The organism is Maribacter sp. MMG018 (assembly GCF_018100785.1).
Taxonomy (GTDB): Bacteria; Bacteroidota; Bacteroidia; order Flavobacteriales; family Flavobacteriaceae; genus Maribacter.
The window spans coordinates 259,267-285,122 of sequence record NZ_JAGJEC010000002.1; the positions used below are offsets into that span (position 1 = coordinate 259,267).

The window sequence follows — 25,856 nt, forward strand, 5'->3', positions numbered from 1 at the left end:
ATGTGTTAAAATTTAATATTCACTTAACATAGTAACTACTGCAAACATCCTTTATATAGGACATTCGGGCAGATGTTGGGGTGATGTATTTTTTATGTACCTAGTTGACTCCGCTCCCTATACTGTAATTGGTAATTTGGTAAAAATTAAAACTAATAATTAAACATTATTCAAAATGAGGAATACAATATTGGCAATACTGCTTTTTTTGTTTCAAATAGCAAGTTATGCACAGGATGGTGTTACGGTAAGGGGGGGCGTGTACGATACCGGAGGGCAGCCCTTGCCAGGTGCCAGTGTGGTGGTTAAAGGAACTACTACGGGTACACAGACCGATTTTGACGGTAATTTTACCTTGTCAGGCATTCCGTCCGATGGCGTATTGTTGGTCAGTTATATAGGGTTTATGACCCAAGAAGTTCGTGTTGACGGAAGAACGTCGGTATCGGTAACTTTAGAAGAAGATACCCAAACGTTGGATGAAGTGGTTGTAGTGGGTTATGGTACCCAGAAAAAATCGGATTTGACCAGTGCCATAGTATCTGTTGATACAGAAAGTATGGAGAAAGTTCCGACCGGGCAATTAATGCAGGCGGTACAGGGTAAGGCTGCCGGTGTTCAGGTAAGTAGCCTTGGTTCTCCAGGTGAGGCACCTGAGATTATGATCAGGGGCGTAAACTCTGTATACGGTAATTCTACTCCATTGTTCGTTGTAGACGGGGTGTTCTTTGATAACATCGATTTCTTGAATGCCAGTGAGATAGAGAGCATGTCCATTTTAAAGGACGCCTCCGCATCTGCCATTTATGGGGTAGAGGCTTCGAACGGGGTTATCTTGATCAAGACCAAAGGGGGCAAGTTCAATAAAAACGCCACCATTACCTATTCTGGTTACACCGGGGTTCAAAAAGCACAGAATATACTTCAAATGGCGAACACCGAACAGTTTGTGAATTTCGCCTTGGAGTCCGGTTCGGAATCGGAAATAGCAAGTGTGCAGAGCGCCATGCAACGGTATGGGCGTAGTAGGATCAACCCGAACGTACCCGATGTAAATACAGATTGGTACGATGAGATCTTAAGAACGGCAATGACCCAAAATCATGATATTTCCATTGATGGGGGGTCGGAAAATATCGCCTATTCCGTTGGGGGCAATTTCTTTACCCAAGACGGTATTCTTGATATGAACAACAGCTATGAGCGTTTTAATTTAAGGACTAAATTGGATATTAAGGCGAACGATTGGCTCAAAGTAGGTGGTAGTATGGTCTATAGCAATGCCACAAAATACGACGATGAGGGTTCGGCGTGGTCATTGGCCTATTTTGCGGTACCTATTATGCCCGTATACGATGACTTGTTCACCGAGGCCGACCCGCTTCCTTATTCCGATGCCAGGGAACTGGGGTACAGAAGCAGTCAAAACCCGTTTCCTACGATGGACAACTCTGATCTTAAGAGCAATATACGTAGAACCGTGGCCAATTTTTATGCCGATTTTCAACTGGTTCCCGAAAAATTAAACTTTAAGACCAGTCTATCCTATAATCATGCGGGTACCACAGGACGTAATGTCTACCTACCTTATTATGTTACCGATGATTATCAAAGAAGTGTAGAGCAATCTTCTATTAACAGAAGTCAGGTAACGGACGAGTCTTATGTTTTTGATAATGTATTGACCTATCAGAATACGTTCAACGATCACGACCTTACCTTAATGGGAGGTATGTCTTACCGAGATAATTATTATAGCTATTTTGGTACTACCGGTTATTTTGACCCAAGTGGATCTTTTGTTAGGGACAAAGAACAGACCTGGTATATTGCCAATACATCTACCGATAGTCAAACATCATATGACGGAGGTAGCCGATCTTACGGATTCTCCTATTTTGGTAGGGCGGCCTATAAATACAAGAACAGGTATTTGGCCTATGCCACGTATAGGGCTGAGGGTGCCAATAAATACGACGAAACCTATGTGCACTTGCCCGCCTTTGGTTTGGGTTGGGTTGTTTCCGAAGAATCTTTTATGGAAAATGTCGGCTTTATCGACTACCTTAAGTTAAGAGGTGGTTGGGGACGCTTGGCCAATGGTTCCGTACCTGCATCCGATGGTGGCGTGGGATCAAGTACGGTACAGACCGTCTTTAACGATCAATACTATACCGGAACGCAGTTTGAAACCATCTCCGATGATATCAGCTGGGAGTATACCGAAGAGACCAATATTGGTATTTCGGCCAAGTTCTTGGGCAACCGACTGTCTTTGGAAGCCGATTATTTTATTAAGGATACCAAAGACATGGTGATTCCCCTGTCGCCCCTTGTAGGTACCGAAGTGAGTTACCAAAATGTGGGTAGTGTTAGAAACCAAGGATTGGAATTGGCCGTAGGGTACAATGGAAAGATCGGTAAAGATTTTGGTTACTCCGTTAATGCCAATTTCAGTAAGATTAAAAACGAGGTTACCGACCTATACACCCAGCCATATATAGAAAGAGGTTCTGCGGAGTTCAGGCAGATGATTACCGAAGGGCAATCTATAAATGTTTTCTACGGTTACGATATAGAGGGCGTTTACCAGACCCAAGCGGAGGTAGATGCGGACCCTGTGGCACAATCGGCCATTGCGGGTGGTACCAATATTGCTCCAGGATATTTTAAGTTTAGGGATGTTGACGGTAACGGTACATTGGATGCCGACGATAGGGTGTACCTTGGTGCTCCCGTACCGGATTATTTTTATGGAGGTAGCATTAACCTATACTATAAAAACTGGGATTTCTCTACTTCTTTCTACGGTCAAGGGGGCAATGTAATCTTAAACAGGAACAGGGCCGAAGTCATTTGGACCACAGGAAGAAATATCGATGCCGAACTGGCTAAAAACCGTTGGACGGGCGAGGGATCTACCAATGCCTTCCCTTCCTCTGAGGGTTATAGACAATCTTGGAACCAAAAGCTTTCCGATTTCTTCTTACAGGATGGCGATTTCTTTAGGATCCAGAACATACAACTGGCCTATACCATCAAGAACGATAAGTTGCCCGAAATACGATTGTCGCTTACTGCGGATAGACCCTTCCTTTGGACCAAAGAGTACAATGGCTTTAATCCTGAAGTTGGCTTCGACGGTATAGATAGCCAAACCTATCCGATACCTTCTACGTATTCTTTCGGAATGAATATAAAATTATAATCATAAAAAAATATCAGGGAAATGAAATCAACGATTTATATAAAAAGTTTACTTCTGGTTTGCGGTTTGTACTTGGCGGGCTGTGACAATAAGTTAGACGAAGACGCGGAACTTAGGTCGTATCAAAATGATATTGATTATTCCAGTACCGAAGGGGCCTATGGAGCGCTTGTAGGTGCATATGAAACTTTTCAAAGTGTTGGCTGGGAACAGATTCCGCTTATAGCCGTTAGGGGAGACGATGTTAATGCGGGCGGTCTGGGAGACCAACAGGGTTTTGCCGACACCGATAACTACACCTACGATAACAATTATTGGATGTACAATTCACTTTGGGAAAACTGGTTCCAGGATGTGATGCAGATCACCTCCCAGATAGAGCAGTTGGAACTCTACAGGGAAGGCGGGGTCAATAGTAGTTTGGTCGACCAGTACATAGCCGAGGCCATGACCTTGAGAGGGTTTATAACCTTAGAGCTATCAAGGGTTTTTGGCGATGTCTATTTGATAGAAAGTACCGATCAGACAAGTATCACGGTAGAATCGAAGGAATATTTGATGCAATGGATCTCTGATCAAATGGATGAGGCCATTCCCAACCTTGTGGATCTTCGCCCCAATCAAAGAACCGATATTCCTGGGGGTATGACCAAGTATACGGCATTGACAGTAAAGGCCATGGCCAATCTCGAATTAAAGAACTATCAGGCGGTCGCCGATGCTACTGGAGAAATCATTAACTCCGGAAAATTTGAACTTTATGACGATTTCTACCAATTGTTCAAAATTCCTGGAAAGTTGTGCAACGAGAACATTCTAGAGATCCAATATTCCGATTTTGGTCAATCTTCGGGTGAAAATGTCGCCCATTTGTTTGCATTTTACGGACCACAGGGGTGGACGCCAGCGGTACCCGAAGCCGGTGAGGGTTGGGGATTCTTTGAGCCCAGTACCAAATACATCAAGTTTATGTTAGATCGTGGCGAAACCACGCGATTGGAAACCAGTGTCTTGTTTACCGATAGGGGTATAGCCGATATTCAAACAGACACCGATTATGCCACCTTGCCCGATTTTGTATCCAACACCACTCGTGATGGCGACGTGATAAACGATTACTCTAGGGCCATGTTCGCCAGCGGAAAACACTATTTGCCGTCCGTTCAGTTAACCGAAGGTAGAACTGACTACGGTACCAATAAAAACTATACGGTCATCCGTTATGCCGAAGTGCTTTTAATGTATGCGGAAGCCTTGACAAGAGGTGCTTCGGGTTCGGCAGGTTCTGCAGATGATGCCGTGAACTTGGTCAGGACGCGTGCAGGAATGCCTGCCTTGAGCGGAGTAACCAGTGATGACGTAATGGATGAGAAGTTTGCCGAGCTGGCCATGGAATGGGGTATACGATACTACGACATGATCCGATTGGAAAAAACATCCGAATTAAGTTATGACGGAAGAACCTTTACCATGGAGAAGGCATACCTGCCTTACCCATTGGAACAATTGGATGTAAGTCCAATTCTAGACGAATACAATAACCAAAACAACTAGACGATATCATGAGAAATACTATAAAATCCTTATTGTTTGTTTTAGGGCTCTTGGTGGTCTCCTGTGATGATGGTATAGACCCATTGACGTACGTAGCGCCCGGAGAAGATGCCGAGGCTCCGCAGATTACCATAAATTCTCCTGCCGATGGGATGGAAATCAAGGTTTTTGAAGACGTGACTACCTTGGACGTAAGTCTAGAGGTAACCGACGATATCGAGATAAAGGACATCGTCGTATTATTGGATGGCAATGAAATAGCTTCGTTCAATAGTTTTTTGGACTACAGAAGGGCCATTGAGGAATTTACCTATGACAGTCTTGGAGACGGTAGTCATACACTTACCGTAACCGCTACCGATCTTGACGGAAAAACATCGACTTCTTCAGTAGATTTTTCCAAAGCACCACCTTATACGCCATTGTTCGATGGGGAGTCTTTCTATATGGCCTTTGATGGCGATTATAGAGATCAAATAGGCTTCGAATTGGCAACGGAAGTAGGTACACCCGGCTTCGAGAACCCCGGCCATGATGGAGTAGGGGCCTATTCAGGGGCAACGGATTCTTATTTGACCTTTCCTTCAGAAGGTTTGTTGTCCAACGAGTTTAGTGCTTCGTTTTGGTATAAAGTTGACGCCGATCCGGATCGTGCAGGTATATTGGTCGTTGGTGACGATGCCGATGACCGTTTACAGGGTTTCCGCTTGTTCAGGGAAGCTAGTGGCGACGACCAACGGATTAAATTGAATGTTGGTACCGGAGCAGGTGAAAGCTGGAACGATGGGGATCTTATCGATCCATCTTCAGATGAATGGGTTCATATTACCATTACCATTTCCAGTACCAAAAACACCATATATTTTAATGGTGTAGAGGTAAATTCTTCCGATATGTCGGCTCCTATAGATTGGACGGGCTGTGAAGAGTTTACTATTGGTTCCGGTGGCCCTACCTACGATTATTGGGGGCATGGAGCCGACAATAGTGCTATCGATGAACTTCGCTTCTATACCAAAGCACTATCTGCAGAGGAAGTGGTTACCATATACGGTGGAGAACTAGAGGAAGAATATTTTGGTGCTACCTTGTATATGCCTTTTGATGGAGCCAATACCGATATGGTAAATGGTATAGATCCGACCCTTGTGGGTACTGCAAGTTTTGCAGGTGAGAGCAAGGTAGGTACAAATGCCTATGCAGGTGCTACCGATTCTTATCTTACCTTACCAATTACCGGGTTGTTCACCAATGAGTTCAGTGGGGCATTTTGGTACAAGGTAAATGCGGATGCCGATAGGGCGGGAATCTTGACCGTAGCTCCACCTATGATAGGTGCAGATAACGATCTTTCCGCTGGCTTTAGATTGTTCAGGGAAGGTGATGCCAACGAACAACGGATAAAACTTCATGTGGGTGCTGTTGAGGACAATGTTTGGAACGATGGAGATGTAATCGATGTTACCGCAGGAGAATGGGTACATATTGCGTTCACCGTTTCCGAAACCGAGACCAAGATCTATTTTAACGGTACGGCCGTGGCCAATGTTGGCGATATGACAGGTAAGACCATGAACTGGGAAAATTGTTCCATTCTGTCAATAGGTTCCGGAGCTCCTAATTTTATAGGTTGGAGCCACTTATCGGATACTAGTTATATCGATGAGCTTTATTTGTTCGATAGGGTTTTGACTGCCGATGAAATTCAGGATCTGATGGAATAAGGGGTCCTATTTATGAGTTTAAATTGAATTGTTTGAGTTAGTTAGTTTAATATATTTTATGAGATTTATCTTCATTACAATGGTCGTTACAAGTTTGTTAGTTGGTTGTAACGGCCATTCTTCTAAAAAGAAAATGGCAACATCGGAATCGAAGGCCGATACCTCGTACCTGTCCAATAACGAACAGTTGATGGATACGGTACAAAAACAGACCTTTGAGTACTTTTGGGAAGGGGCCGAACCGGTTTCGGGACTGGCACGCGAACGTATTCATTTAGACAATATTTATCCGGCCCATGATAAGGATATAATCACCATTGGCGGTTCCGGTTTCGGACTTATGGCCATTCTGGTCGGGGTTGAACGTGGATTTATAACCCGGGAACAAGCTTTGGAGCGCTATGAAAAAGCGATTGGTTTTTTGGAAAAGGCAGACCGTTTTCACGGTGCCTGGCCCCATTGGTTGCTGCCTTCTGGAAAAGTGACGCCCTTTAGTGCCAAGGACGATGGGGGAGACCTGGTTGAAACGGCCTTTTTGGTTCAGGGCATGCTCACCGTTAAGGAGTATTTTAAAGATGGAAACGAGCGAGAAAAAGCACTGGCCGACAAGATTCAGAAACTTTGGGAAGAGGTGGAATGGGACTGGTATACCCAAGGGGGACAGAACGTCCTGTATTGGCATTGGTCGCCCAATCATGGCTGGGACATGAACTTTCCCGTCGGAGGCTATAACGAGGCCTTGATAATGTACATATTGGCAGCGGCATCTCCCACACATCCTATCAAGAAAGAGGTGTACGAGCAAGGTTGGGCAAGAAACGGGGCGATCAAAAAAGACACTGTTTTTTATGGCCTGCCTACCATACTTGATCATTACGAGCACGACGCCTCGCCCGTGGGGCCCATGTTCTGGGCGCATTATTCGTACCTTGGCCTGGATCCCAACGGACTTGTAGATCAATATGGGGATTATGAAAAACTAAATGTAAACCACGCCTTGATACAGTATAAATATGCAGTGGATAATCCCAATGGTTACAAAGGTTATGGTGAAAATTGTTGGGGGTTGACCTCTAGCTATTCCATAGATGGCTATGCCGGACATAGGCCCGATAACGATTTAAGTGTTATTTCACCTACCGCAGCGCTTTCATCTATGCCGTATACGCCCAAGGAAAGTATGCAGTTCTTAAAGTATATGTATAAGGAACAAGATTCCTTGATCGGTAAATACGGACCTTACGATGCTTTTAGTCTAGAGAAAAAATGGTCTCTGCCCCGATATCTGGCCATAGACCAAGGCCCCATTCCCGTGATGATAGAGAATTACAGAACGGGTATGTTCTGGAAGCTCTTTATGAAAAACGAGGAAGTCAAAACCGGATTGCAAAAGTTAGGGTTCAATTCTCCTTATTTAAACTAGAATGGTAAAGACCAAGATTTATATATTTTTAATGGGCGCACTATTGTGGTCGTGTTCGGGAGGCGATGATTATACCTATGTTCCTTCGGAATTACCGGGAGAATCGGAGGAGACCGTTGATGATGAACCGGAAATTACCGATGAGGAATTGTTAGACCTCACGCAAGAAACTACCTTCAAGTACTTTTGGGACTATGCGGAGGCCAATTCTGGAGGTGCCAGGGAACGCTACCACCCTGATGACACTTCAAATAGTGCCAACGTAGTAACTACAGGAGGCACTGGATTCGGATTAATGGCCCTTCTCGTAGGTATCGAAAGAGGATTTATTTCTAGGGATGAAGGTGTAGGGCGATTGGAAAAAATACTGACTTTTTTAGAATCGGCCGATCGTTTTCACGGGGCATGGCCCCATTGGATCGATGGCGCATCTGGTGACGTAATTCCTTTTAGTACAGAGGATGATGGGGGCGACTTGGTAGAAACTGCTTTTCTGGCCCAAGGGCTCATTTGCGTAAAGGAATATTTTAAAGAAGGTTCGGATACCGAAAAAGCTTTGGCCGAAAAGGCCGATACCCTTTGGAAAGGGGTCGAGTGGGATTGGTATACCCAAGGTGACAATGCGCTTTACTGGCATTGGAGTCCGAACTATGGTTTTAACATAAACCTGAAGCTCTCGGGTTATAACGAGGTGTTGATCGCTTATATAATGGCGGCCGCTTCCCCCGATTACGGGATAGATAAAGATGTATACACCGCCGGGTGGGCAGGTAATGGGGGTATTTTGTCTTCCAATACGGCCTATGGCTACCCGCTTTTGGTTAAACATAATGGAGCCGAAAACTACGGGGGACCCTTGTTCTGGGCACATTATTCGTACTTGGGACTTGATCCGAACGGACTTTCGGATGAGTACGTAAATTACTGGGATGTCAATGTAAACCATTCCAAGATCAATTATGGGTATTGTGTGGAGAATCCGAAGAACTTTGAAAGTTATGGAGAGGATTGTTGGGGCTTAACGGCCAGCTATTCCAGAAATTCGGATGGTAGTATGGGTTATGCCGCCCATCATCCGGAAAACGATCTTGGGGTTATATCCCCAACGGCGGCCATTAGTTCAATGCCCTACACCCCAGAGGAATCTTTGGCCGCTTTGCGATATTTTTATAAAAACGAAGATAAACTGTTGGGGCCTGCCGGATTTTACGATGCCTTTAGTCCGGAGTATGACTTTTGGGTAGCCGAAGCTTATTTGGCCATCGACCAAGGTCCGCAGATTATAATGATTGAAAATTATAGGACAGGGTTGCTATGGAATTTGTTCATGCAAAACGAGGATGTACAAGTAGGCCTAAATTTACTTAATTTTAGCTATTGATTATGGTACGTAAATATATTTTTTCTTGTCTTTTATTTTTAGGGGCGCTGCTGATGGGCCAAGCTCAGGACACTTCCTTGTTTAAAAAGGAAAAATGGATCAAAAACGGGGACACACTATTATATAGGGTATTATATCCCGAAAATTTTGACAAAAACGTGTCTTACCCTTTGGTGTTCTTTTTGCATGGGGCAGGTGAAAGGGGCAATGACAACGAAAAGCAACTGACCCACGGTAGTACCTTGTTTACCGATGGGGAAAACCGGACAGATTATCCGGCCATTGTGGTGATGCCACAATGCCCCCAAGACGATTACTGGGCCCAGGTAAACGTAGATCGAAGCAATTATCCCATTCAACTGGATTTTCAATTCGAAAAAGGACCGACCAAGGCCATGGGGCTGGTCATGTCCTTATTGGAAGAGTTCCAACAAAAAAAATACGTCAACAACCATCAGGTTTATGTAATGGGCCTGTCCATGGGAGGCATGGGAACCTATGAACTGTTGGCTAGAAAACCCCATACCTTCGCGGCTGCCATTCCCATTTGTGGGGCCGGAGACCCAAAACAGGTAAATAAGTACGCCTTAAATACCCCTATATGGGCCTTTCATGGTGCCCATGATAATGTGGTCGATCCATTGCACTCTTTTGAAATGGTCACGGCATTGTTAAAAGAAGGCGCCTTTCCTAGGTTCACGCTTTATGATCATGCGAACCATAACAGTTGGGATCCCGCTTTTGCGGAACCGGATTTGCTATCATGGCTCTTTTCACATCAACTTAAAAAATAAAAAAACAACAATTTAGACGGGATGTAAATACTTAAAGGGAAACCTTTGATAATGGGTGTACCTATCTTGTTTTTAAATACTTATAATAGAATTAATCATATGAAAAACAGAATATCGATACCTTGTTTGGCCGTAATACTTTTATGTTTGGTCACAACAAGATCAATGGCGCAACAGAGGGTTCCCTTTGTAGAAGACCTCTTGCAGAAAATGACTTTGGAGGAAAAAATAGGTCAATTGAATTTGCCGGGCGCCGGGGACGTGGTTACCGGACAGGCCCAAAACTCCGATATAGCCAAGAAGATAGAAGAAGGCAAGGTAGGGGGGCTATTGAACCTGACTTCAGTGGAGAAAATTAGGGAGGTCCAAAAAATAGCGGTCGAAAAAAGCCGTTTAAAAATTCCCTTGTTGTTTGGTCTGGATGTTATCCATGGCTACAAAACAACTTTTCCCATTCCTTTGGGACTCTCCACTTCTTGGGATATGCCCCTCATAGAAAAAACGGCCCGCATAGCGGCACAAGAGGCCAGTGCAGATGGTATCAACTGGACTTTTTCGCCCATGGTGGATATTTCCAGAGATCCGCGTTGGGGAAGGGTATCCGAAGGAAACGGTGAAGACCCCTATCTGGGGAGTGAAATCGCAAAGGCCATGGTACGTGGATACCAGGGCGATGACCTTACCAAGAACAACACCATTATGGCCTGTGTGAAGCATTTTGCCCTTTATGGGGCTTCCGAGGCCGGGCGTGACTATAATACCGTAGATATGAGCCGCATACGTATGTATAATGAGTACCTACCACCTTACAAGGCTGCTATTGATGCCGGTGTGACAACCGTAATGGCTTCCTTCAACGAAATTGACGGAATTCCCGCTACGGGAAACAAATGGTTACTGACCGATTTGCTGAGAAAGCAATGGGGTTTCGAAGGCTTTGTGGTCACCGACTATACGGGCATCAATGAAATGGTGGCACACGGTATGGGCGATTTGCAGACCAGCTCGGCCTTGGCCCTAAATGCGGGGGTAGATATGGATATGGTCGGGGAAGGCCTTTTGAACACCCTTCCCAAATCACTGGAAGAAGGTAAGGTAACGATGGAACAGATCGATAATGCCGTTCGAAGGATCTTAAAGGCCAAATATGATCTAGGGCTCTTTGATGATCCTTATAAATATTGTGAGGTAAAAAGAGCGGCAAAAGAAGTTTACACGAAAGAAAACAGGGATTTTGCTAGGGAGGTCGCTACGCAATCCATGGTATTGCTAAAGAACGAAAACCAATTGCTGCCCTTAAAAAGAACCGGTACCATTGCCCTTGTAGGACCTTTGGCCAATACCAGCGAGAACATGGCCGGTACATGGAGTGTATCTACCGATCAGAGTAAATCTATCGCTTTGTTGGAGGGAATAAAGGAAGTGGCCGGGAAAAAAGTGAACATTACCTATGCCAAGGGAAGTAACCTGACCTACGATCCCGAACTGGAAGCAAAGGCGACGATGTTCGGAAAAAGTCTTAACAGGGATCAAAGGTCCGATGCCGAGTTGCTAAAAGAGGCCTTGGAGGTAGCGGAGAATGCCGATGTAATCGTGGCGGCACTTGGCGAAGCGGCAGAATTTAGTGGGGAGAGCAGCAGTCGAACGAATATTGAAATACCACAAGTGCAAAAAGACTTGCTGAACGCCCTGTTAAAAACAGGAAAACCAGTGGTCTTGGTGCTGTTTACCGGTAGACCCTTGGTTTTGAAGGAAGAAAGTAAAACGGTTCCAGCGATACTTAATGTGTGGTTTCCGGGAAGCGAGGCCGGTCTGGCCATTTCTGATGTACTTTTTGGGGATGTGAACCCATCGGGGAAATTGACCGCGACATTTCCCCAAAACGTAGGGCAGGTACCCATTTTCTACAACCATAAGAATACGGGACGTCCGTTAAAGAACAAAGAAGGGAAATTTGAAAAGTTCACTTCCAATTATATCGATGAACGAAACGAGCCGGTATATCCTTTCGGTTACGGACTTAGCTATACAACGTTCAAATATGAAAACCTGCAACTAAGTTCCGGTACCATACACGAAAACGATACGTTGACGGTAAGTGTCGACGTAACCAACACAGGCGATTACGATGGCAAGGAAGTGGTACAGTTGTACGTTCGCGACCTTGTGGGCTCGGTTACCAGACCGGTAAGGGAGTTGAAAGGCTTTCAAAAAGTGGCCTTGAAAAAGGGAGAAACCAAGACGGTAAGTTTCAACCTGACCGTTGAGGACCTCAAGTTTTACAATTATGATCTCGACTTTGTCGCTGAACCCGGGGAGTTCGAGGTCTTTGTAGGGGGAGATTCCAACACGGAACTAAAGGAAACCTTTATCCTTCAATAGAAGATAAAATTAACGTATCAATTAAGAAATGGCATGACATACAGAGGAGTACTGGTATTGATTTTTGCAACTAGTATGTTATTTTCCTGTAATACGGAAAAAGCTTCTGGGACAGTTGAAAAGAAAAGGCCCAATATTATCTTTATAATGTCCGACGACCATGCTTCGCAGGCGATTAGTGCCTACGGGCACCCCATTGGTCAATTGGCACCTACGCCCAATATAGATCGGTTGGCGACCAATGGGGCCTTGTTTCGCCATAATTTCGTTACCAATTCTATTTGTGGCCCCAGCAGAGCTGTAATTCTAACGGGAAAACATAGCCATATCAACGGATTTAGGCAAAATGGGGATCATTTTGACGGTAATCAACCTACCTTGCCCAAACTATTGAGAAAAGCGGGCTATCAAACCGCTATTGTTGGCAAGTGGCATTTACACGGATATCCCCAAGGTTTTGATCAATGGAAAATTATTGTCGATCAGGGCAATTATTACAACCCCGACTTTATCGAGAATGGCGATACCATCCGCATCGAAGGGTACGCTACGGATATCATTACCCATGATGCCCTAGATTGGTTGCAGCACAAAAGAAACGACTCTGTGCCCTTCTTTTTAATGGTACACCACAAGGCCCCGCACCGCAACTGGATGCCAGCCTTGCGCCATGTCAAAAAGTACGACTCCGTGCAGTTTCCCTTGCCCGGGTCCTATTTCCCGACCTTTAAGAACCAACGGGCGGCGGAAGAACAATTGCAGACCATTTATGATGATATGTACGAAGGGCATGATCTTAAGATGACCAAGGAATATGGCAGTACCGAATTGGCCCATAACCCTTGGACCACCGATTTTGAGAGAATGACCCCCGAACAGCGCAAGCAATGGGATGCCGCTTATTTGCCAAAGAACAACGCTTTTCATAAGGCCAACTTGTCGGGCAAAGAACTGGCCGAATGGAAAGGGCAACGCTATTTGCATGATTACATGGCCACCATTGCGGCGGTAGACGAAGGTGTAGGCAGTATTTTGGATTATTTGGAAGAAAGTGGTCTGGATGAAAATACCTTGGTGGTCTATACTTCCGATCAAGGATTTTACTTGGGAGAAAAAGGGTGGTTCGACAAACGTTTTATGTACGAAGAATCCTTTAGTTCCCCATTGTTGATGCAGTTGCCCGGAACCATAGCGCCCGGGACGGAGATTAATGCCATGGTGCAGAATCTGGATTTTGCCCAAACCTTCCTCGATTTTGCCGGTTTAAACGGTTTAGGGAAAAACATGCAGGGAGAATCCTTTAAGGGACTGTTGGATGGTAGTATGGACGAAGCTGATTTTAGGGATGTTGTTTATTATCACTATTACGATTACCCGGCCTTTCACATGGTCAAAAAACATTACGGTATTCGCACAAAGCGCTATAAACTGATGCATTTTTATGATGACATAGATACTTGGGAACTCTACGACCTGAAAAGGGATCCGCAAGAGCTTCACAATGTGTATTCGGATAGTGGATATAGGGACATTGTGGCGAACCTGCACCAAAAGCTGGATTCTGTACAAAAGGTTTACAAAATAACGAAAAAGGAGTATGAAAAGGCTTCCCAAGAAGACGTCCATAAAGCCTATAAACAATTTAAACGGTTAAGGGGGAAATAGGCAAGAGCCTATTCGTTATTGTATTTCGGTGTTATCCCCTTTAATTATTTCGAAAGTTTTAATGACTTTATCGTCCTGCAGTATAAAAAGCTCGTATTTTCCTTCTTTGAGATGGTCTATGCTCAAATAAATTTTATTTTCTCCTGTTTTGTGTTTCATGGTTTTGGGGTAGTAAGGTAGGAGGATAAAGGTACCTTGAAACGAAGAAGAGGAATGGTAAGTATGTTTTTAATTGTATAATATATGTTTCCCTAGGTAGAGAGAGTATATGCTATGATTGTTTTGATATATACTCATTGGGTGTACAGCCCTCGGCTTCTTTAAAACACTTGGTAAAATAAGAAGGGGTATTGAAGCCCACTTGATAACCGATTTCAGAAATGGTAGCATCAGATTCTTTTAAGAGTTTTTTTGCCAGATTAATACGTTGCACCCTTACAAACTCTGAAGTAGACATACCGCTAATGGCATTCAGTTTTTTGTGCAGCTGGGAACGGCTCATAAGCATGAGTTTAGCGAACTTTTCACTTGTAAACTCTGTAGAGGTAATATGGTTGTCCAAAACATTTTGAAGTCGTTTTAAAAATGCAGCTTCCGTTTTGGTAGGAACAAGGCCCGGATCTATCTTAAAGGTTTTTGAATAGTGTTTTTGAAGTCGAGTTCTATTTTCTAAAAGTTTCTCTACCCTTACCTTTAATATATTGGGGTTAAAGGGTTTGGTAATATAGGCATCGGCCCCTGTTCTAAATCCTGTTAATTCGCTTTCTTCGTTTGCTTTTGCGGTAAGCAATACAACGGGGATATGGCTGGTGAATTCATTATTTTTTATGCCATGGCAAAGTTCAATACCATTTTTAATCGGCATTATTAAATCGCTTATGATCAGGTCGGGGCAATATTGTAATGCCATTTCCAGTCCATCCTTTCCGTTCTGTGCTTTTATTACCTTGTAATCGTTCTTAAAAATTGAAGAAATATATTTTAGCACATCTTTATCGTCTTCTACCAATAGTAACGTTGCTTTTTTGCCAAGATCTGGTTTTACGGGGGTGTTATCGGGGATGCTACTTTTAGGCCGATTATCCGCTTCCCCTTTATTTAGCTCCAATTCGGGTTGAGCTACTGGTAAGGTAAGAGTAAACTGAATTTTATCTTCCCCGATACTATTTGCTATAATACTCCCATTTGACAAGGATACCAATTCCCTGACCAGGGCAAGCCCCACACCAACACCATCGGCGTCTTTATTATTTCGATAAAAACGTTTGAAAAGTTTACCAAGGTCTTCTATCTCCATTCCATCCGTATGGTTTATGATAGAAAATATAAGATTGCCCTGTGCTTTTTTTGCATTTACCCACACCTCACTATTTTTTGGAGCATATTTTATGGCATTGGACAAAAGGTTGGAAATAACTTTTTCTATTACATCCTTATCGAACCAAACATGCCCGAGTTTTTTTAGATCGTAATTGATCTTTATATTTTTTTCGCGGGCGACATATGTGTAAGCTTCTACCAGTTGTATTAATATTCCCCTAAGGTCTCCTTTGGTTACCTTTAGCTTTAGATGGCCAGAATCTATCATCGATAGGTCTAACATTTGGTTTACCAGTCCTAATAGCCTTTGGGCATTGTCTTTTATGAGTGACAATTCCTTTTTGTCATCCGAAGAAAGGCCTTTCCTCTCCAATTGATGTTCTATAGGGCCTGCGATGAGGGTAAGGGGCGTTCTAATTTCGTGCGAAATATCGGTGTACAGTTTAGTCTTTAATTCGTCCGTCTTTTGAATTTTATCTTTCTCTATTTCTACAAAGTAAAATTTATGCCCTAACCCCAATGAAAATACGATCATTTCTAAAAACACGGCCATTTGGCTGATGTTGAAGCTGTAAAAACCAAAGAAGTTATTGGCTTCGGCACCTCCCGAAAAAGCATTTCTAGAACCATAGTAAACCCCTACCATAGATAAGCCGATAAGAAATATATTGCCTAACAAAATATAATATCTTAAGGGGGATTTTACGATAATATAAGCCCTTATAACGGCGTATATGCCATATAAATGCAAGGGTAATAGAATAAGGTTTAAATGGTCTCTTACCAATGCTATGTTGTTGGAGATCATTAAATATAAAAATGAAACAATGGCCAATATATACGTGGTAATCGCAAACCATTTAAGCTCTTTTGAAAATATAGGATTGTACGATTTTATTTCAGCGAAGGAATTAACGAACATGATGAAAATTCCGGATACCAAAAAGATAATGGGGGTCAATAAACTATAAATGGTGTTACTGTCCTTTACGAATAAACCTGTTTGTAACTCTAAATCTATACGGAGAAAAAAATAAGCGGCGAAAAGTAGTATATAGGAACCATAGAGGATATAGTCCGATTTTCTTAATCTAAAGTATAGTAAGAGCATAAATACCCCGATTGCAATAAAGCACCCCTGTAATATAAAGGTAGCAAACACGGCCGGAGCCATATTGGTAAAATGCCACGGTTGTTCTATCTCAAAATCGTATGTGGCGGGATAATCGCCCCAAATACCATCATAATTACTGGATAGTACTTCAAAAGTATACTTGCCCGGAGGTAAATTGGTATAACGAATTTGGTTGTTGTTGCCGGCAGAAATCCAATCGTTATCGTTGCCTATCAATCTGTATTTATATTGATTTAGCTTTGGTTGTGAGAATTGTAAAGAAGAAAAGGTAAAAGTAATGGTGTTTTGGGTGTGTTTTAAAGGAATCTTTTCAGAAAGACTACGTGTAGCATTAAAAACCTTAACATTGGTTATTATCGTTTTAGGTTTATATGGATTCGTTTTTAATTGATTCGGATTAAACCAATTGATACCCTCTAGGCCTCCAAAATAAAGAGTGCCGTCCGCTCCTTTGAAATAGGCGCCTGTGTTGAATTCGTAGGATTGTAACCCGTCATAATTTTCATAGTTTTCTACGATAGGTTTCCCATTTTTCAACGCAAATTTTGAAATACCCTTATTAGAGCTCAACCAAAGATTATGCTGATCGTCGGGTAAAATGCCGTATATAACATTATTGGCGAGTCCATTTTCGGTAGTAAACCGTAGAATAGAATCATTGATGGTATTATAGGCTATAAGTCCGTTTCCGTTCGTGCCGATCCAGAGTGTTTCGTTTTGGTAATAAAGCGATTTTATTTTATCGGGAATGGCTTTAATCTGTGTTATTTTGTTGGAGGTTATATCTAGGTTAAAAAGACCGTTATGTTCGGTACCTATCCAAATATGTCTATCTCTGCCATATGTTATGGTCCGTATATTGTTTGTGGGAAGTAATGAATTGTCACTATTATATTGGGCCTCTATTCCCTTTTGTTTATCATAGAGTACCAGTCCATGATTTCTGGTACACAACCAAATTTTGTTGTTTGGTGCTTTTAAGATTTTCCAAATGGTAAAGTCTTCGGTTTCTTCAATGGAGGATAGATTACCATTTACATCCATCTTTTGAAGACCATAGTCTTGGTGGCCGATCCATAAAAAATTGTTATCATGGTACAAAGACATAATTCGGTCTCCCAACAAATTGGAGCCTTTTGCATCTATCGTGGATGATTCGTTGCTTTCCAAATTAATTTTGGTCAACCCTTTTCCCGATGTTCCGATCCATATGTTTCCGTTTTCTGCTACGATAGATCGGGTAACATCTACATGAACATCTTCTGGTAACTGTTTATTCGTAAGAGTATTGAATTTCGATAAATATTCGTCGTAATAGCTAAGTCCACCTCCGTCGGTTCCTAGCCAAATAGTTCCGGTAGCATCTTGAAACAGGGATAATATGTCGTTGTAATGAATAGCATAAGGGTTGTTTTTATTAGCCATGAAATGACTAATTTTTTCATTATTATGGTCGATGACATATAGGCCTTGACCATAGGTTGCGACCCATAGTCTATCTTTACTGTCTGATAGTACGTCTTGAATTACAAAATTAGTGTGGAATCTTTGGTTGTTGAAACCTTTGAACTGTTCAAAAGATTCGGTACTGGAAGAGTATACAAACAACCCTTTGCCGTAACTGCCAATATATAGTTTATCGGCTATTTGGGTAAAAGAGCTGAAATTGGTGTCCGGCAGCTCTTGAACCACATCTAATGCATGGTTCTTTGGGTTTAACTTAAAAATTCCTCCCGAGGCGGCAATCCAGATATCATTTTTATGCTCTATTAAGTCATAAATTTTTAGATTCTGGTAGGGCTTTTCCAATATCTGAACGGTATCTTTTGTGTCATGGGCTATTTTGTAAATACCATTTTCAAAAGTGGCTATATATAGGTTATTGTAAGAATCTTCATATATAACACTGGCGTTATTTATAGAATTTACGTTTTTAAATTCGTCTTTTGTTCTATCATAATATTTCAAGACCCCGGGGTAGGTAATGGCCCATAAATTATTTGTTTTATCGGTAAATACTTTACCTAACCTACTATAGGTTGGTCTGGTAACATCTTCGAACTGCTCTTTGATAATATTAAATTGCCTTCCATCATATCTATTCAATCCATCTTGCGTAGCGAACCATAAAAAACCTGTTGTGTCTTGTGCAATGCTTACTACACTATTTTGTGACAGGCCATCGTTAACAGTAAGATTATTAAAGGAAAAACCGTTAAAGCTACTGGAAGATTCTTGGGTGTAAGAGGTCGCATAATATCCAAAACAAAAGATAAAGAATATTAAGGTACAAGGGGTATCAAAAACACGATCACTATACTGATGAAATATTCGCAATGCCTTTATTGGTTAGTAAATTGTTATTACAAGATAGTCCTTTTCTGGATTTTAAAAATAACTACTGGTTGAAATTTAAATAGTTACGTCAAATGGTTAGGCAATAATACTTACTGATAATTTAACTGTTCTAACACAAAGAATGGGGAGAAAAAAGAGTAACGCCCTTAAAACTGTTTTTTTTAATAAAAACATAAAAATCTTGGCTTGACCATTGCGGGGTACAAGTTGTCTTTTAAAACACAAACTTCTTCAGAAGTTTGTGTTACCTATTAGTAATATAAATAGTTCTTTTTTGCTTTTTTGCACAGTATTTTATTAAATTGTTGCTATTAATATATACTATGATCAACTTTCCTTTGTTTGCCGGTGTTGCGGCTGCCGTACTGCATGTGGTTTCAGGTCCGGACCACTTGGCCGCAGTAACGCCACTGGCCATTGAAACCCGACGAAAAGTATGGAAAATAGGTCTGTTTTGGGGTTTTGGACATTTAGTTGGAATGCTCCTCATAGGACTTCTTTTTCTGGCCTTTAAAGAGTACATTCCTATCGAAAAAATATCGGAACACAGCGAACAATTGGTCGGGGTAGTGCTGATCGCCATTGGGTTATGGGCTCTGTTCAGTCTTTTTTACAAGGCCAAAGGGCACAAACACCCCCATGTACACGATGGGGACGAGCCCTATATCCATGTACACGAACATGATCATGACACCAATAAACTCGAACATTCCCATTCCCACGATAAAAAGGTAAAACAAAATGTCTGGTCTTCTTTTGGTATCGGTGTGCTGCACGGACTTGCCGGAGTGGCGCATTTTATACTTCTTCTTCCGGTATTGGGATTCGAAAGTCAAGTAGACAGTCTTCAATACATCGCTGGCTTTGGTATCGGAACGGTGTTGGCCATGACCGTCTATACCTTTCTGTTGGGAAAAGTGTCCGGTTATGCCAAGGGCCAGAGCAAATCACTTTTTAAGGCGGTACGACTTTCGGGCGGACTCTTCGCCATTTTCGTAGGGGTGTATTGGTTGTATTTGGGCCTCTAAAATTTTAGATCGGTAATCACCAGGCGGTGGTTGCCCGTATCGGCAATAATCAGCTTGTTCCCTTGGGTAGAGATGGAAAAGGGCCAGTAGAGCGAGCTTGAGGTGCCGTGTAGGGTTTCCTTGTTTTCACTTCCCGTCTTAAAATCGCGCTTTCCGATGACGGCCGTGGCCTCGGCATTGTTATCTTTTGGAAGGGTTTCGAACCATAATATCCTACTGTTCCCAGTATCGTTTACCAAAAGTCCGTCCTTATAAAAACAGGCATCGTAGGTCCAGTTTAAGGATTTTGAACTGGGGAAGAGGCCAAATTGGTTCTGTCCGCAGGCATCAAAATTCGCTTGACCAACGATTACATCGGCCGGTTTTGAAAAGGCATCTTCCGCATTGTTCCATATCAGGTTTCTGTAGAATTGCGTATCGGCGACGACCATTTGGTTGTTGGCGTTCACTTTCACCGAATAAGGCCAAATGGGCTCGTGGTTTTCGTAATCGCGGGTCGTAAAATCGGGTTTCCCGATAACCTTGTCGGCCGCTTTATAATTGGTTTTGGGGATGTCTTCATAAAAAAGGATCCTGCGGTTTCCGGTATCGGCGATCCATAGGTGGCTTCCATCCGAAAAAACCCCGTAGGGCCAATTAAGGGTCTGTGCAGAAGGGGTGTTCCCTATACCCTTGACATTGGGTTGGTTGGAACGAAAATCGGGTTGGCCCACGACTACATCCGCCGCCTGCCCATTTTTTGTAGGTAGGGTATGCCAGATCAGCACCCGATGGTTCCATGCATCGCCGACGATCAATACACGGCCGTCGCTCCAAATACCGGAAGGGTAGTGCAAGGTGCTTTCAGATACAAGACCCCCCGAATTTCTTCCGGTTTCCGAAATGTTCGATTGCCCTAAGACGATATCGGGTTCCTGATATTCCGATGTGGGCAACTGCTTCCAAATAAACACGCGATTTCTGCCCGTATCGGAAACAAAAAGATGGTTGTTGGCCACAAAAACCCCTCTTGGAGCCAAAAAGGGTGTTTGTTCCGAACCTTTAAAAATATACGAGTTGGTAACGTTCGGACCTAAAGTTTCAAAATTCATAAGTATGGTTTGATGGGTATCGGAGCTCTTTTGTGTTCTTTGTTTAGCAGATTCTTGGTAATTGTTCACCGGGCAACATGCTGATTACCCGTTTACCGCCTATACCGCTTTCCATAATCACTTGTTTGGGGTGTTCGCCGACTACGCTTCCGATGATCTGTGCATCCTTGCCCTTTTCATCTTGCCGCAATCGTTCCAAAACGGCATCTGCCGATGCTTCCGATACAAAGGCGATAAAAAGTCCCTCGTTGGCGACGTACAGTGGGTCGAGGCCCAAGAGTTCGCAGGCGCTTGCCACTTGGTCGTCGATAGGGAGGTCTTTTTGAAAGAGGTCGATCCCTATTTCCGACGATTGGGCTATTTCCTTTAGCACCGTTGCCACACCGCCACGTGTGGGGTCGGTCAATAGGTGAATGTCGGCCCCGTAAGCATCGATCAGTTCGATAATCGTATGGTTGAGGTTGGTGGTGTCACTTTTTATTTCGGAATCGAATTCCAGTCCTTCACGTACCGACATTATGGCCATTCCGTGCGAGGCGATATTACCGCTGATAATAATTTTATCGCCCACCGCTATATTTTGGGTGCTGATATGGGCCTTTGGATGTATCGGACCCACCCCGGATGTGTTGATGAATATTTTATCACCCTTTCCCTTTTCCACCACCTTGGTGTCACCGGTTACAATTTGGACCCCGGCTTTTTTACAAGCAAATTTGATGGCGACCAAAATATCCCAAAACTCCTTTACGGGCAGGCCTTCCTCGATAATAAAGCTCAAGGATAGGTATTTCGGGGTAGCCCCGCACATGGCCAGGTCGTTCACCGTTCCGTTTACCGCAAGTTCACCGATGTTCCCACCCGGAAAAAAGATGGGTGACACTAGAAAACTGTCGGTAGAAAAGGCGGTCTTTCCATTTAGTTCCAAAAAGGCACCATCGTGTCTTTCGTCTAAAATATCGTTGCTGAGCAGGTCAAAGACCCCGCTGTCCAATAATTTGTTGGTAAGTACTCCTCCGCTCCCGTGCCCAAGGGTAATGACGTCGAAGTCCAGTTTGGGCATGGGGCATTGCAGTTGCATGCGTATTTTATTATTTTCTGACATAAAATTTGATTAAGCTTCCACCATTCCGGAAAAGTGATAGTATGCGGCGCAGGCCCCTTCGCTACTCACCATGGGGGCGCCTAAGGGATTGGTCGGTTTACATGTTTTTCCAAATTGGGAGCACTCAAAAGGTTTTTTGATGCCCTTCATTATCTGTCCTGAAATGCACAAGGGGTTTTCTGGAGCTTCCGATATACTAACGTTGTACTTTTTTGTTGCATCATACTCTACATACTTTTCCCGCACAGCATAACCGCTATCTGGAATCTCACCGATACCACGCCACATTTGATTTCGCACTTCGAATACTTCATTGATGATTTTTTGTGCTTCGGGGTTTCCTTCCTCCCTAACAATACGGGCGTATTGGTTTTCAACTTCCGACTTGCTCTGTTCCAACTGGCGGATGACCATCAATATACCTTGAAGCACATCCAAAGGTTCAAAACCGGTTACGACAATAGGAACCTTATATTCGGCAGATAACGGATGGTATTCTGTGTTGCCCATGATGGTACAGACATGGCCTGCGGCCAAAAATCCATCGATCTTGCTTTCTTCATCGTCTATTACCGCTTTTATTGCAGGTGGTACCAATACATGCGATGCCAATATAGAATAGTTTTTTACTCCTCTACGGTGGGCATGCACAACCGATAGCGCATTGGCCGGAGCTGTAGTTTCAAACCCTACGGCAAAGAAGACCACTTCCTTGTCGGGGTTGTCTTCCGCAATTTTAACGGCCTCCAAAGGTGAATATAAGATGCGAACATCGGCACCTTCTGCCTTGGCTTCTAGAAGGCTTTTTTCGGAACCGGGTACGCGGAGCATATCGCCAAAAGAGCACAGAACGACTCCTTTTTCCATAGCAAGATAAATGGCCTTGTCTATAAGGTTTAAGGGAGTAACACAAACCGGACAACCGGGCCCGTGGATCATAGTGACCTTATCGGGCAACATTTCAATAATGCCGTTTTTTACAAGACTGTGGGTCTGTCCCCCACAAACTTCCATAATGGACCAAGGTCGGGAAACGGTTCTTTTTATTTCCTCCAAATACTTTTTCGCCAACGCGGGGTCGCGGTATTCTGACATGTATTTCATAGTTCGCTATTTATCGGTTTTGGGTAAGTATTCGTCCACATCTTCCAAATCGCCCAATTCCCCTATTTCTTCGAGGTATTTGAACGTTTTTTGTGCTTCTTCCTCATCTACTTTGCTAATGGCGACACCCACGTGCACCAATACATAATCACCTACGTCGGCATCGGGCAGCATCTCTAGACTGGCCTCTTTGGTAATGCCGCCAAAAGATACCTTGGCCATACGCACCATACCGTCATATTGGGATTCGATACTCTTTATTTTTCCTGGAATTGCTAAGCACATATTTCAATTTTTTAGATAGTGATGATAGCATAATTGTCCGAACGAAATGTTCTCGTCGTTACTAGACAATATACGATTAAATTTTAACTTGAAGCCTTGTGTTTTCGATAGTTTCAACAGTTTTTCGACCAATACCGAATTCTGGAAAACACCCCCGCTACAGGCTATGGTTTCGCAATGGTTTTCCTTTGCCGTCTTTACGATCGATAGGGCCAGGGTGTGGATAAAACTGTGCGCTATCCGCGATGTGGGAATGTCGTCCTTTTTTGCTTTTAGAATGTTGGCCATTAGGCTTTTTGTGGGGATGTTTTGATATGGGATTCCAGCCAGAAAATCAATAGGGGTATCGCCATTACCATCTCGGGCCGTGTTTTCTAAAAGCATGGCGGCCTCTCCTTCGTAGGAAGTCGTGTCTCCCATATCTAAAAGTGAGGCAACGGCATCGAACAAGCGGCCTACGGAAGAGGTTTTTAGGGTGTTTTTTTCCAACATCTTGTTATAGATCTTCCATTCCGTGTCCGAAAATTTTTGTCGTACCGTTTCCCTTTCGGTTTTGGGAAGCATACAGAGCAATGACAAACGGGGTTCCTTGGCCATTTTATCGGCAGCGATCCAATCTACATATTCAAAATGGGCAAGGCGTTCCATTTTGTGGTCTTTATACATGAAAAACTCACCGCCCCAGATGGCACCATCATCGCCCAGGCCGGTGCCGTCCCAAATGGCCCCCATTATTCTTTCTTTGGAAGCGAAGAGTTCATGTTCTCCCAAGACACTGGCGAAATGGGCCTTGTGGTGTTGCACGGTCCGTAGTTCGGCCTTCCATTCGTTGGCCCATTCCCTCCCCAGAATACTGCTTTGGTATTGGGGGTGGGCATCGATCAAAACAAGCTCGGGCCTTGTATCAAAAAGGGCCATGTGTTGTGCAATGCTTTTTTGATAGCGTTGTGAAACGTCATAACTGTCGAGGTTTCCGAAATAGGGACTCACATAGGTATGGGTATTGGGAACAAAAGCAAAGGTGCTTTTTAGGTGGGCGCCCATGGCGAGCACCTTCTTATTTTCTGAAAACGGGGCGTTCAAATAATTGGGGGCGAGCCCACGGGAACGACGTAAGGTAATTCGCTGTTCACCTGCAAAACGAACAACCGAATCGTCCTGCGGAAAGGTGATGTTTAAATTGTGGTGTACGAAATAATCGGCTACCTCCGCTAATTTCTTTACGGCATCGGCGGCTTCGGAAATGATCGGGGAACCGTGAATGTTTCCGCTCGTGGCGATAATGGGGATTTTCAAGGCGTCCATCAAAAGCGTAAGCAGGGCCGAAGAGGGCAACATGACGCCCAATTGGTGTAGTTTGGGGGCGATGCTTTCCCGTTCCAGATCGGCGATACCTTTCTTGGGGTCAAGAATAACAATGGGCCCGGCCGAAGCGGTAAGTGCCTTTTCCTCCTCGGCACCTAGTTTAAAGTCCTTTTTTATTTTTTCAAGGGACGGATAGAGTAGGGCAAAGGGTTTGGTGGGACGTTGTTTTTTCTCCCTTAACCGGGCTATGGCCGTTTTGTCATTGGCATTGCAACAAAGCAAATAGCCGTTCGTGTTTTTAAGGGCTACGATGTTTCCCGAAAGAATAAAGCCCGAAATTTTTTTTATGATCTCAAGGGTATCGGTAGCTATGGAAGTTCCGTCTGAAGTGGTTAGGTTCAATTGAATACCACATTCCCTGCAGCTATTGGTCTGCGAATGAAAACGTCGATCGTTGGGATCGGTGTACTCCGTTTTACATTGGGTACACATGTGAAAATCGGATAGGGAGGTGTTGATCCTTTCAAAGGGAAACTTCGTGGTTACCGCATACCGGGGCCCGCACTGGGTACAAGTGGTAAAGGCATAACCGTATCGGCGGTCGGCCGTATTCCTGATCTCAGATTTACAGGATTCGCAAATGACAAAATCGGGCGTTAAGGGAATGTTGATCTGCTTTTGGGCCTGAGAAGGAAGGATCTTAAAATCGTCATAGGAACGAAAAGAAATCTCGGAAATGGAATGGGATTGGATAACCGAAATTTTCGGAGCCTTTTTTATAATAGCATTTAAAAATTCCGTTGCCTTTTCTTCCTCCGAATTTACATGGACCAATACACCGTCCCCATTGTTGCAAACCATGCCTTTTAATCGATATTGATACGCCAAACCATAGACAAAAGGGCGAAATCCAACTCCTTGTACCTGCCCTGAAATAATAATCTGAAAAGTTTTCGCCATGCTTTCATATATAGACCTCACTTGTCTTAAAAGA

The 25,856-nt window shown here is 43.5% G+C and carries 16 protein-coding genes; 9 read left to right on the forward strand and 7 right to left on the reverse strand.

The window, feature by feature from the left end; all coding sequences use genetic code 11:
* Positions 1–175 precede the first annotated feature (175 nt).
* The 8 genes from J8L85_RS09320 (at position 176) to J8L85_RS09355 (ending at position 14,131) form a co-directional block, all read left to right on the forward strand.
* On the forward strand, positions 176–3,208 hold the full coding sequence (locus tag J8L85_RS09320; RefSeq protein WP_211016710.1) for a TonB-dependent receptor: 3,033 nt from the start codon (positions 176–178) through the stop codon (positions 3,206–3,208).
* A gap of 21 nt (positions 3,209–3,229) precedes the next feature.
* The gene (locus J8L85_RS09325) at positions 3,230–4,762 is read left to right on the forward strand and encodes a RagB/SusD family nutrient uptake outer membrane protein (protein WP_211016711.1); all 1,533 of its coding nucleotides are present in this window, start codon (positions 3,230–3,232) and stop codon (positions 4,760–4,762) included.
* Positions 4,763–4,770: 8 nt separating this feature from the next.
* Entirely contained in the window at positions 4,771–6,486 is a 1,716-nt protein-coding gene (locus tag J8L85_RS09330) for a LamG-like jellyroll fold domain-containing protein (RefSeq protein ID WP_211016712.1), read from the forward strand.
* Positions 6,487–6,544: 58 nt separating this feature from the next.
* Positions 6,545–7,909 (forward strand): glucoamylase family protein, encoded by a 1,365-nt coding sequence (locus J8L85_RS09335; RefSeq protein ID WP_211016714.1) that lies wholly within the window; start codon positions 6,545–6,547, stop codon positions 7,907–7,909.
* Between the two features lie 31 nt (positions 7,910–7,940).
* Entirely contained in the window at positions 7,941–9,290 is a 1,350-nt protein-coding gene (locus tag J8L85_RS09340) for a glucoamylase family protein (RefSeq protein ID WP_247656623.1), read from the forward strand.
* 2 nt (positions 9,291–9,292) lie between these two features.
* The gene (locus J8L85_RS09345) at positions 9,293–10,084 is read left to right on the forward strand and encodes a prolyl oligopeptidase family serine peptidase (protein ID WP_211016719.1); all 792 of its coding nucleotides are present in this window, start codon (positions 9,293–9,295) and stop codon (positions 10,082–10,084) included.
* 99 nt (positions 10,085–10,183) lie between these two features.
* Positions 10,184–12,466 carry a beta-glucosidase BglX gene (gene bglX, locus J8L85_RS09350; protein WP_211016721.1) on the forward strand — a complete coding sequence of 761 codons (2,283 nt, stop codon included), beginning with the start codon at positions 10,184–10,186 and terminating at the stop codon, positions 12,464–12,466.
* A 75-nt stretch (positions 12,467–12,541) separates the two neighbouring features.
* Entirely contained in the window at positions 12,542–14,131 is a 1,590-nt protein-coding gene (locus J8L85_RS09355) for a sulfatase (RefSeq protein ID WP_247656672.1), read from the forward strand.
* Positions 14,132–14,146: 15 nt separating this feature from the next.
* Here J8L85_RS09355 and J8L85_RS09360 read toward each other — a convergent pair whose 3' ends face one another.
* Together J8L85_RS09360 and J8L85_RS09365 are read right to left on the reverse strand one after the other, a co-directional pair.
* Entirely contained in the window at positions 14,147–14,290 is a 144-nt protein-coding gene (locus tag J8L85_RS09360; RefSeq protein WP_211016725.1) for a hypothetical protein, read from the reverse strand.
* A 112-nt stretch (positions 14,291–14,402) separates the two neighbouring features.
* Positions 14,403–18,923 carry a two-component regulator propeller domain-containing protein gene (locus J8L85_RS09365; RefSeq protein WP_211016727.1) on the reverse strand — a complete coding sequence of 1,507 codons (4,521 nt, stop codon included), beginning with the start codon at positions 18,921–18,923 and terminating at the stop codon, positions 14,403–14,405.
* Positions 18,924–19,267: 344 nt separating this feature from the next.
* On the opposite strand from J8L85_RS09365, the gene J8L85_RS09370 reads away from it, so the two are divergent.
* Entirely contained in the window at positions 19,268–19,972 is a 705-nt protein-coding gene (locus J8L85_RS09370) for a sulfite exporter TauE/SafE family protein (RefSeq protein ID WP_211016730.1), read from the forward strand.
* Here the strand turns inward: J8L85_RS09370 and J8L85_RS09375 are convergent.
* Genes J8L85_RS09375 through hypF form a run of 5 tightly spaced genes read right to left on the reverse strand, consistent with a single transcriptional unit; the run spans position 19,969 to position 25,822 of the window.
* A complete protein-coding gene (locus tag J8L85_RS09375; protein WP_211016732.1) occupies positions 19,969–21,063 on the reverse strand; it encodes a hypothetical protein in 1,095 nt (364 codons plus the stop codon). The genes J8L85_RS09370 and J8L85_RS09375 overlap by 4 nt on opposite strands.
* A 43-nt stretch (positions 21,064–21,106) precedes the next feature.
* Entirely contained in the window at positions 21,107–22,168 is a 1,062-nt protein-coding gene (gene hypE, locus J8L85_RS09380; RefSeq protein WP_247656624.1) for a hydrogenase expression/formation protein HypE, read from the reverse strand.
* 9 nt (positions 22,169–22,177) lie between these two features.
* Positions 22,178–23,272 carry a hydrogenase formation protein HypD gene (gene hypD, locus J8L85_RS09385; RefSeq protein ID WP_211016734.1) on the reverse strand — a complete coding sequence of 365 codons (1,095 nt, stop codon included), beginning with the start codon at positions 23,270–23,272 and terminating at the stop codon, positions 22,178–22,180.
* 6 nt (positions 23,273–23,278) lie between these two features.
* Positions 23,279–23,557 carry a HypC/HybG/HupF family hydrogenase formation chaperone gene (locus J8L85_RS09390; protein WP_072995306.1) on the reverse strand — a complete coding sequence of 93 codons (279 nt, stop codon included), beginning with the start codon at positions 23,555–23,557 and terminating at the stop codon, positions 23,279–23,281.
* 3 nt (positions 23,558–23,560) lie between these two features.
* Positions 23,561–25,822 (reverse strand): carbamoyltransferase HypF, encoded by a 2,262-nt coding sequence (gene hypF, locus J8L85_RS09395; protein ID WP_211016736.1) that lies wholly within the window; start codon positions 25,820–25,822, stop codon positions 23,561–23,563.
* Positions 25,823–25,856: the final 34 nt, after the last annotated feature.

Excerpts from the sequence above, each read along its gene's own strand:
- J8L85_RS09320 (WP_211016710.1), top strand. The coding sequence starts at position 176 with ATGAGGAATACAATATTGGCAATACTGCTTTTTTTGTTTCAAATAGCA.
- J8L85_RS09325 (WP_211016711.1), top strand. The coding sequence starts at position 3,230 with ATGAAATCAACGATTTATATAAAAAGTTTACTTCTGGTTTGCGGTTTG.
- J8L85_RS09330 (WP_211016712.1), top strand. The coding sequence starts at position 4,771 with ATGAGAAATACTATAAAATCCTTATTGTTTGTTTTAGGGCTCTTGGTG.
- J8L85_RS09335 (WP_211016714.1), top strand. The coding sequence starts at position 6,545 with ATGAGATTTATCTTCATTACAATGGTCGTTACAAGTTTGTTAGTTGGT.
- J8L85_RS09340 (WP_247656623.1), top strand. The coding sequence starts at position 7,941 with ATGGGCGCACTATTGTGGTCGTGTTCGGGAGGCGATGATTATACCTAT.
- J8L85_RS09345 (WP_211016719.1), top strand. The coding sequence starts at position 9,293 with ATGGTACGTAAATATATTTTTTCTTGTCTTTTATTTTTAGGGGCGCTG.
- bglX (WP_211016721.1), top strand. The coding sequence starts at position 10,184 with ATGAAAAACAGAATATCGATACCTTGTTTGGCCGTAATACTTTTATGT.
- J8L85_RS09355 (WP_247656672.1), top strand. The coding sequence starts at position 12,542 with ATGTTATTTTCCTGTAATACGGAAAAAGCTTCTGGGACAGTTGAAAAG.
- J8L85_RS09360 (WP_211016725.1), bottom strand. The coding sequence starts at position 14,290 with ATGAAACACAAAACAGGAGAAAATAAAATTTATTTGAGCATAGACCAT.
- J8L85_RS09370 (WP_211016730.1), top strand. The coding sequence starts at position 19,268 with ATGATCAACTTTCCTTTGTTTGCCGGTGTTGCGGCTGCCGTACTGCAT.
- J8L85_RS09375 (WP_211016732.1), bottom strand. The coding sequence starts at position 21,063 with ATGAATTTTGAAACTTTAGGTCCGAACGTTACCAACTCGTATATTTTT.
- hypE (WP_247656624.1), bottom strand. The coding sequence starts at position 22,168 with ATGTCAGAAAATAATAAAATACGCATGCAACTGCAATGCCCCATGCCC.
- hypD (WP_211016734.1), bottom strand. The coding sequence starts at position 23,272 with ATGAAATACATGTCAGAATACCGCGACCCCGCGTTGGCGAAAAAGTAT.
- J8L85_RS09390 (WP_072995306.1), bottom strand. The coding sequence starts at position 23,557 with ATGTGCTTAGCAATTCCAGGAAAAATAAAGAGTATCGAATCCCAATAT.
- hypF (WP_211016736.1), bottom strand. The coding sequence starts at position 25,822 with ATGGCGAAAACTTTTCAGATTATTATTTCAGGGCAGGTACAAGGAGTT.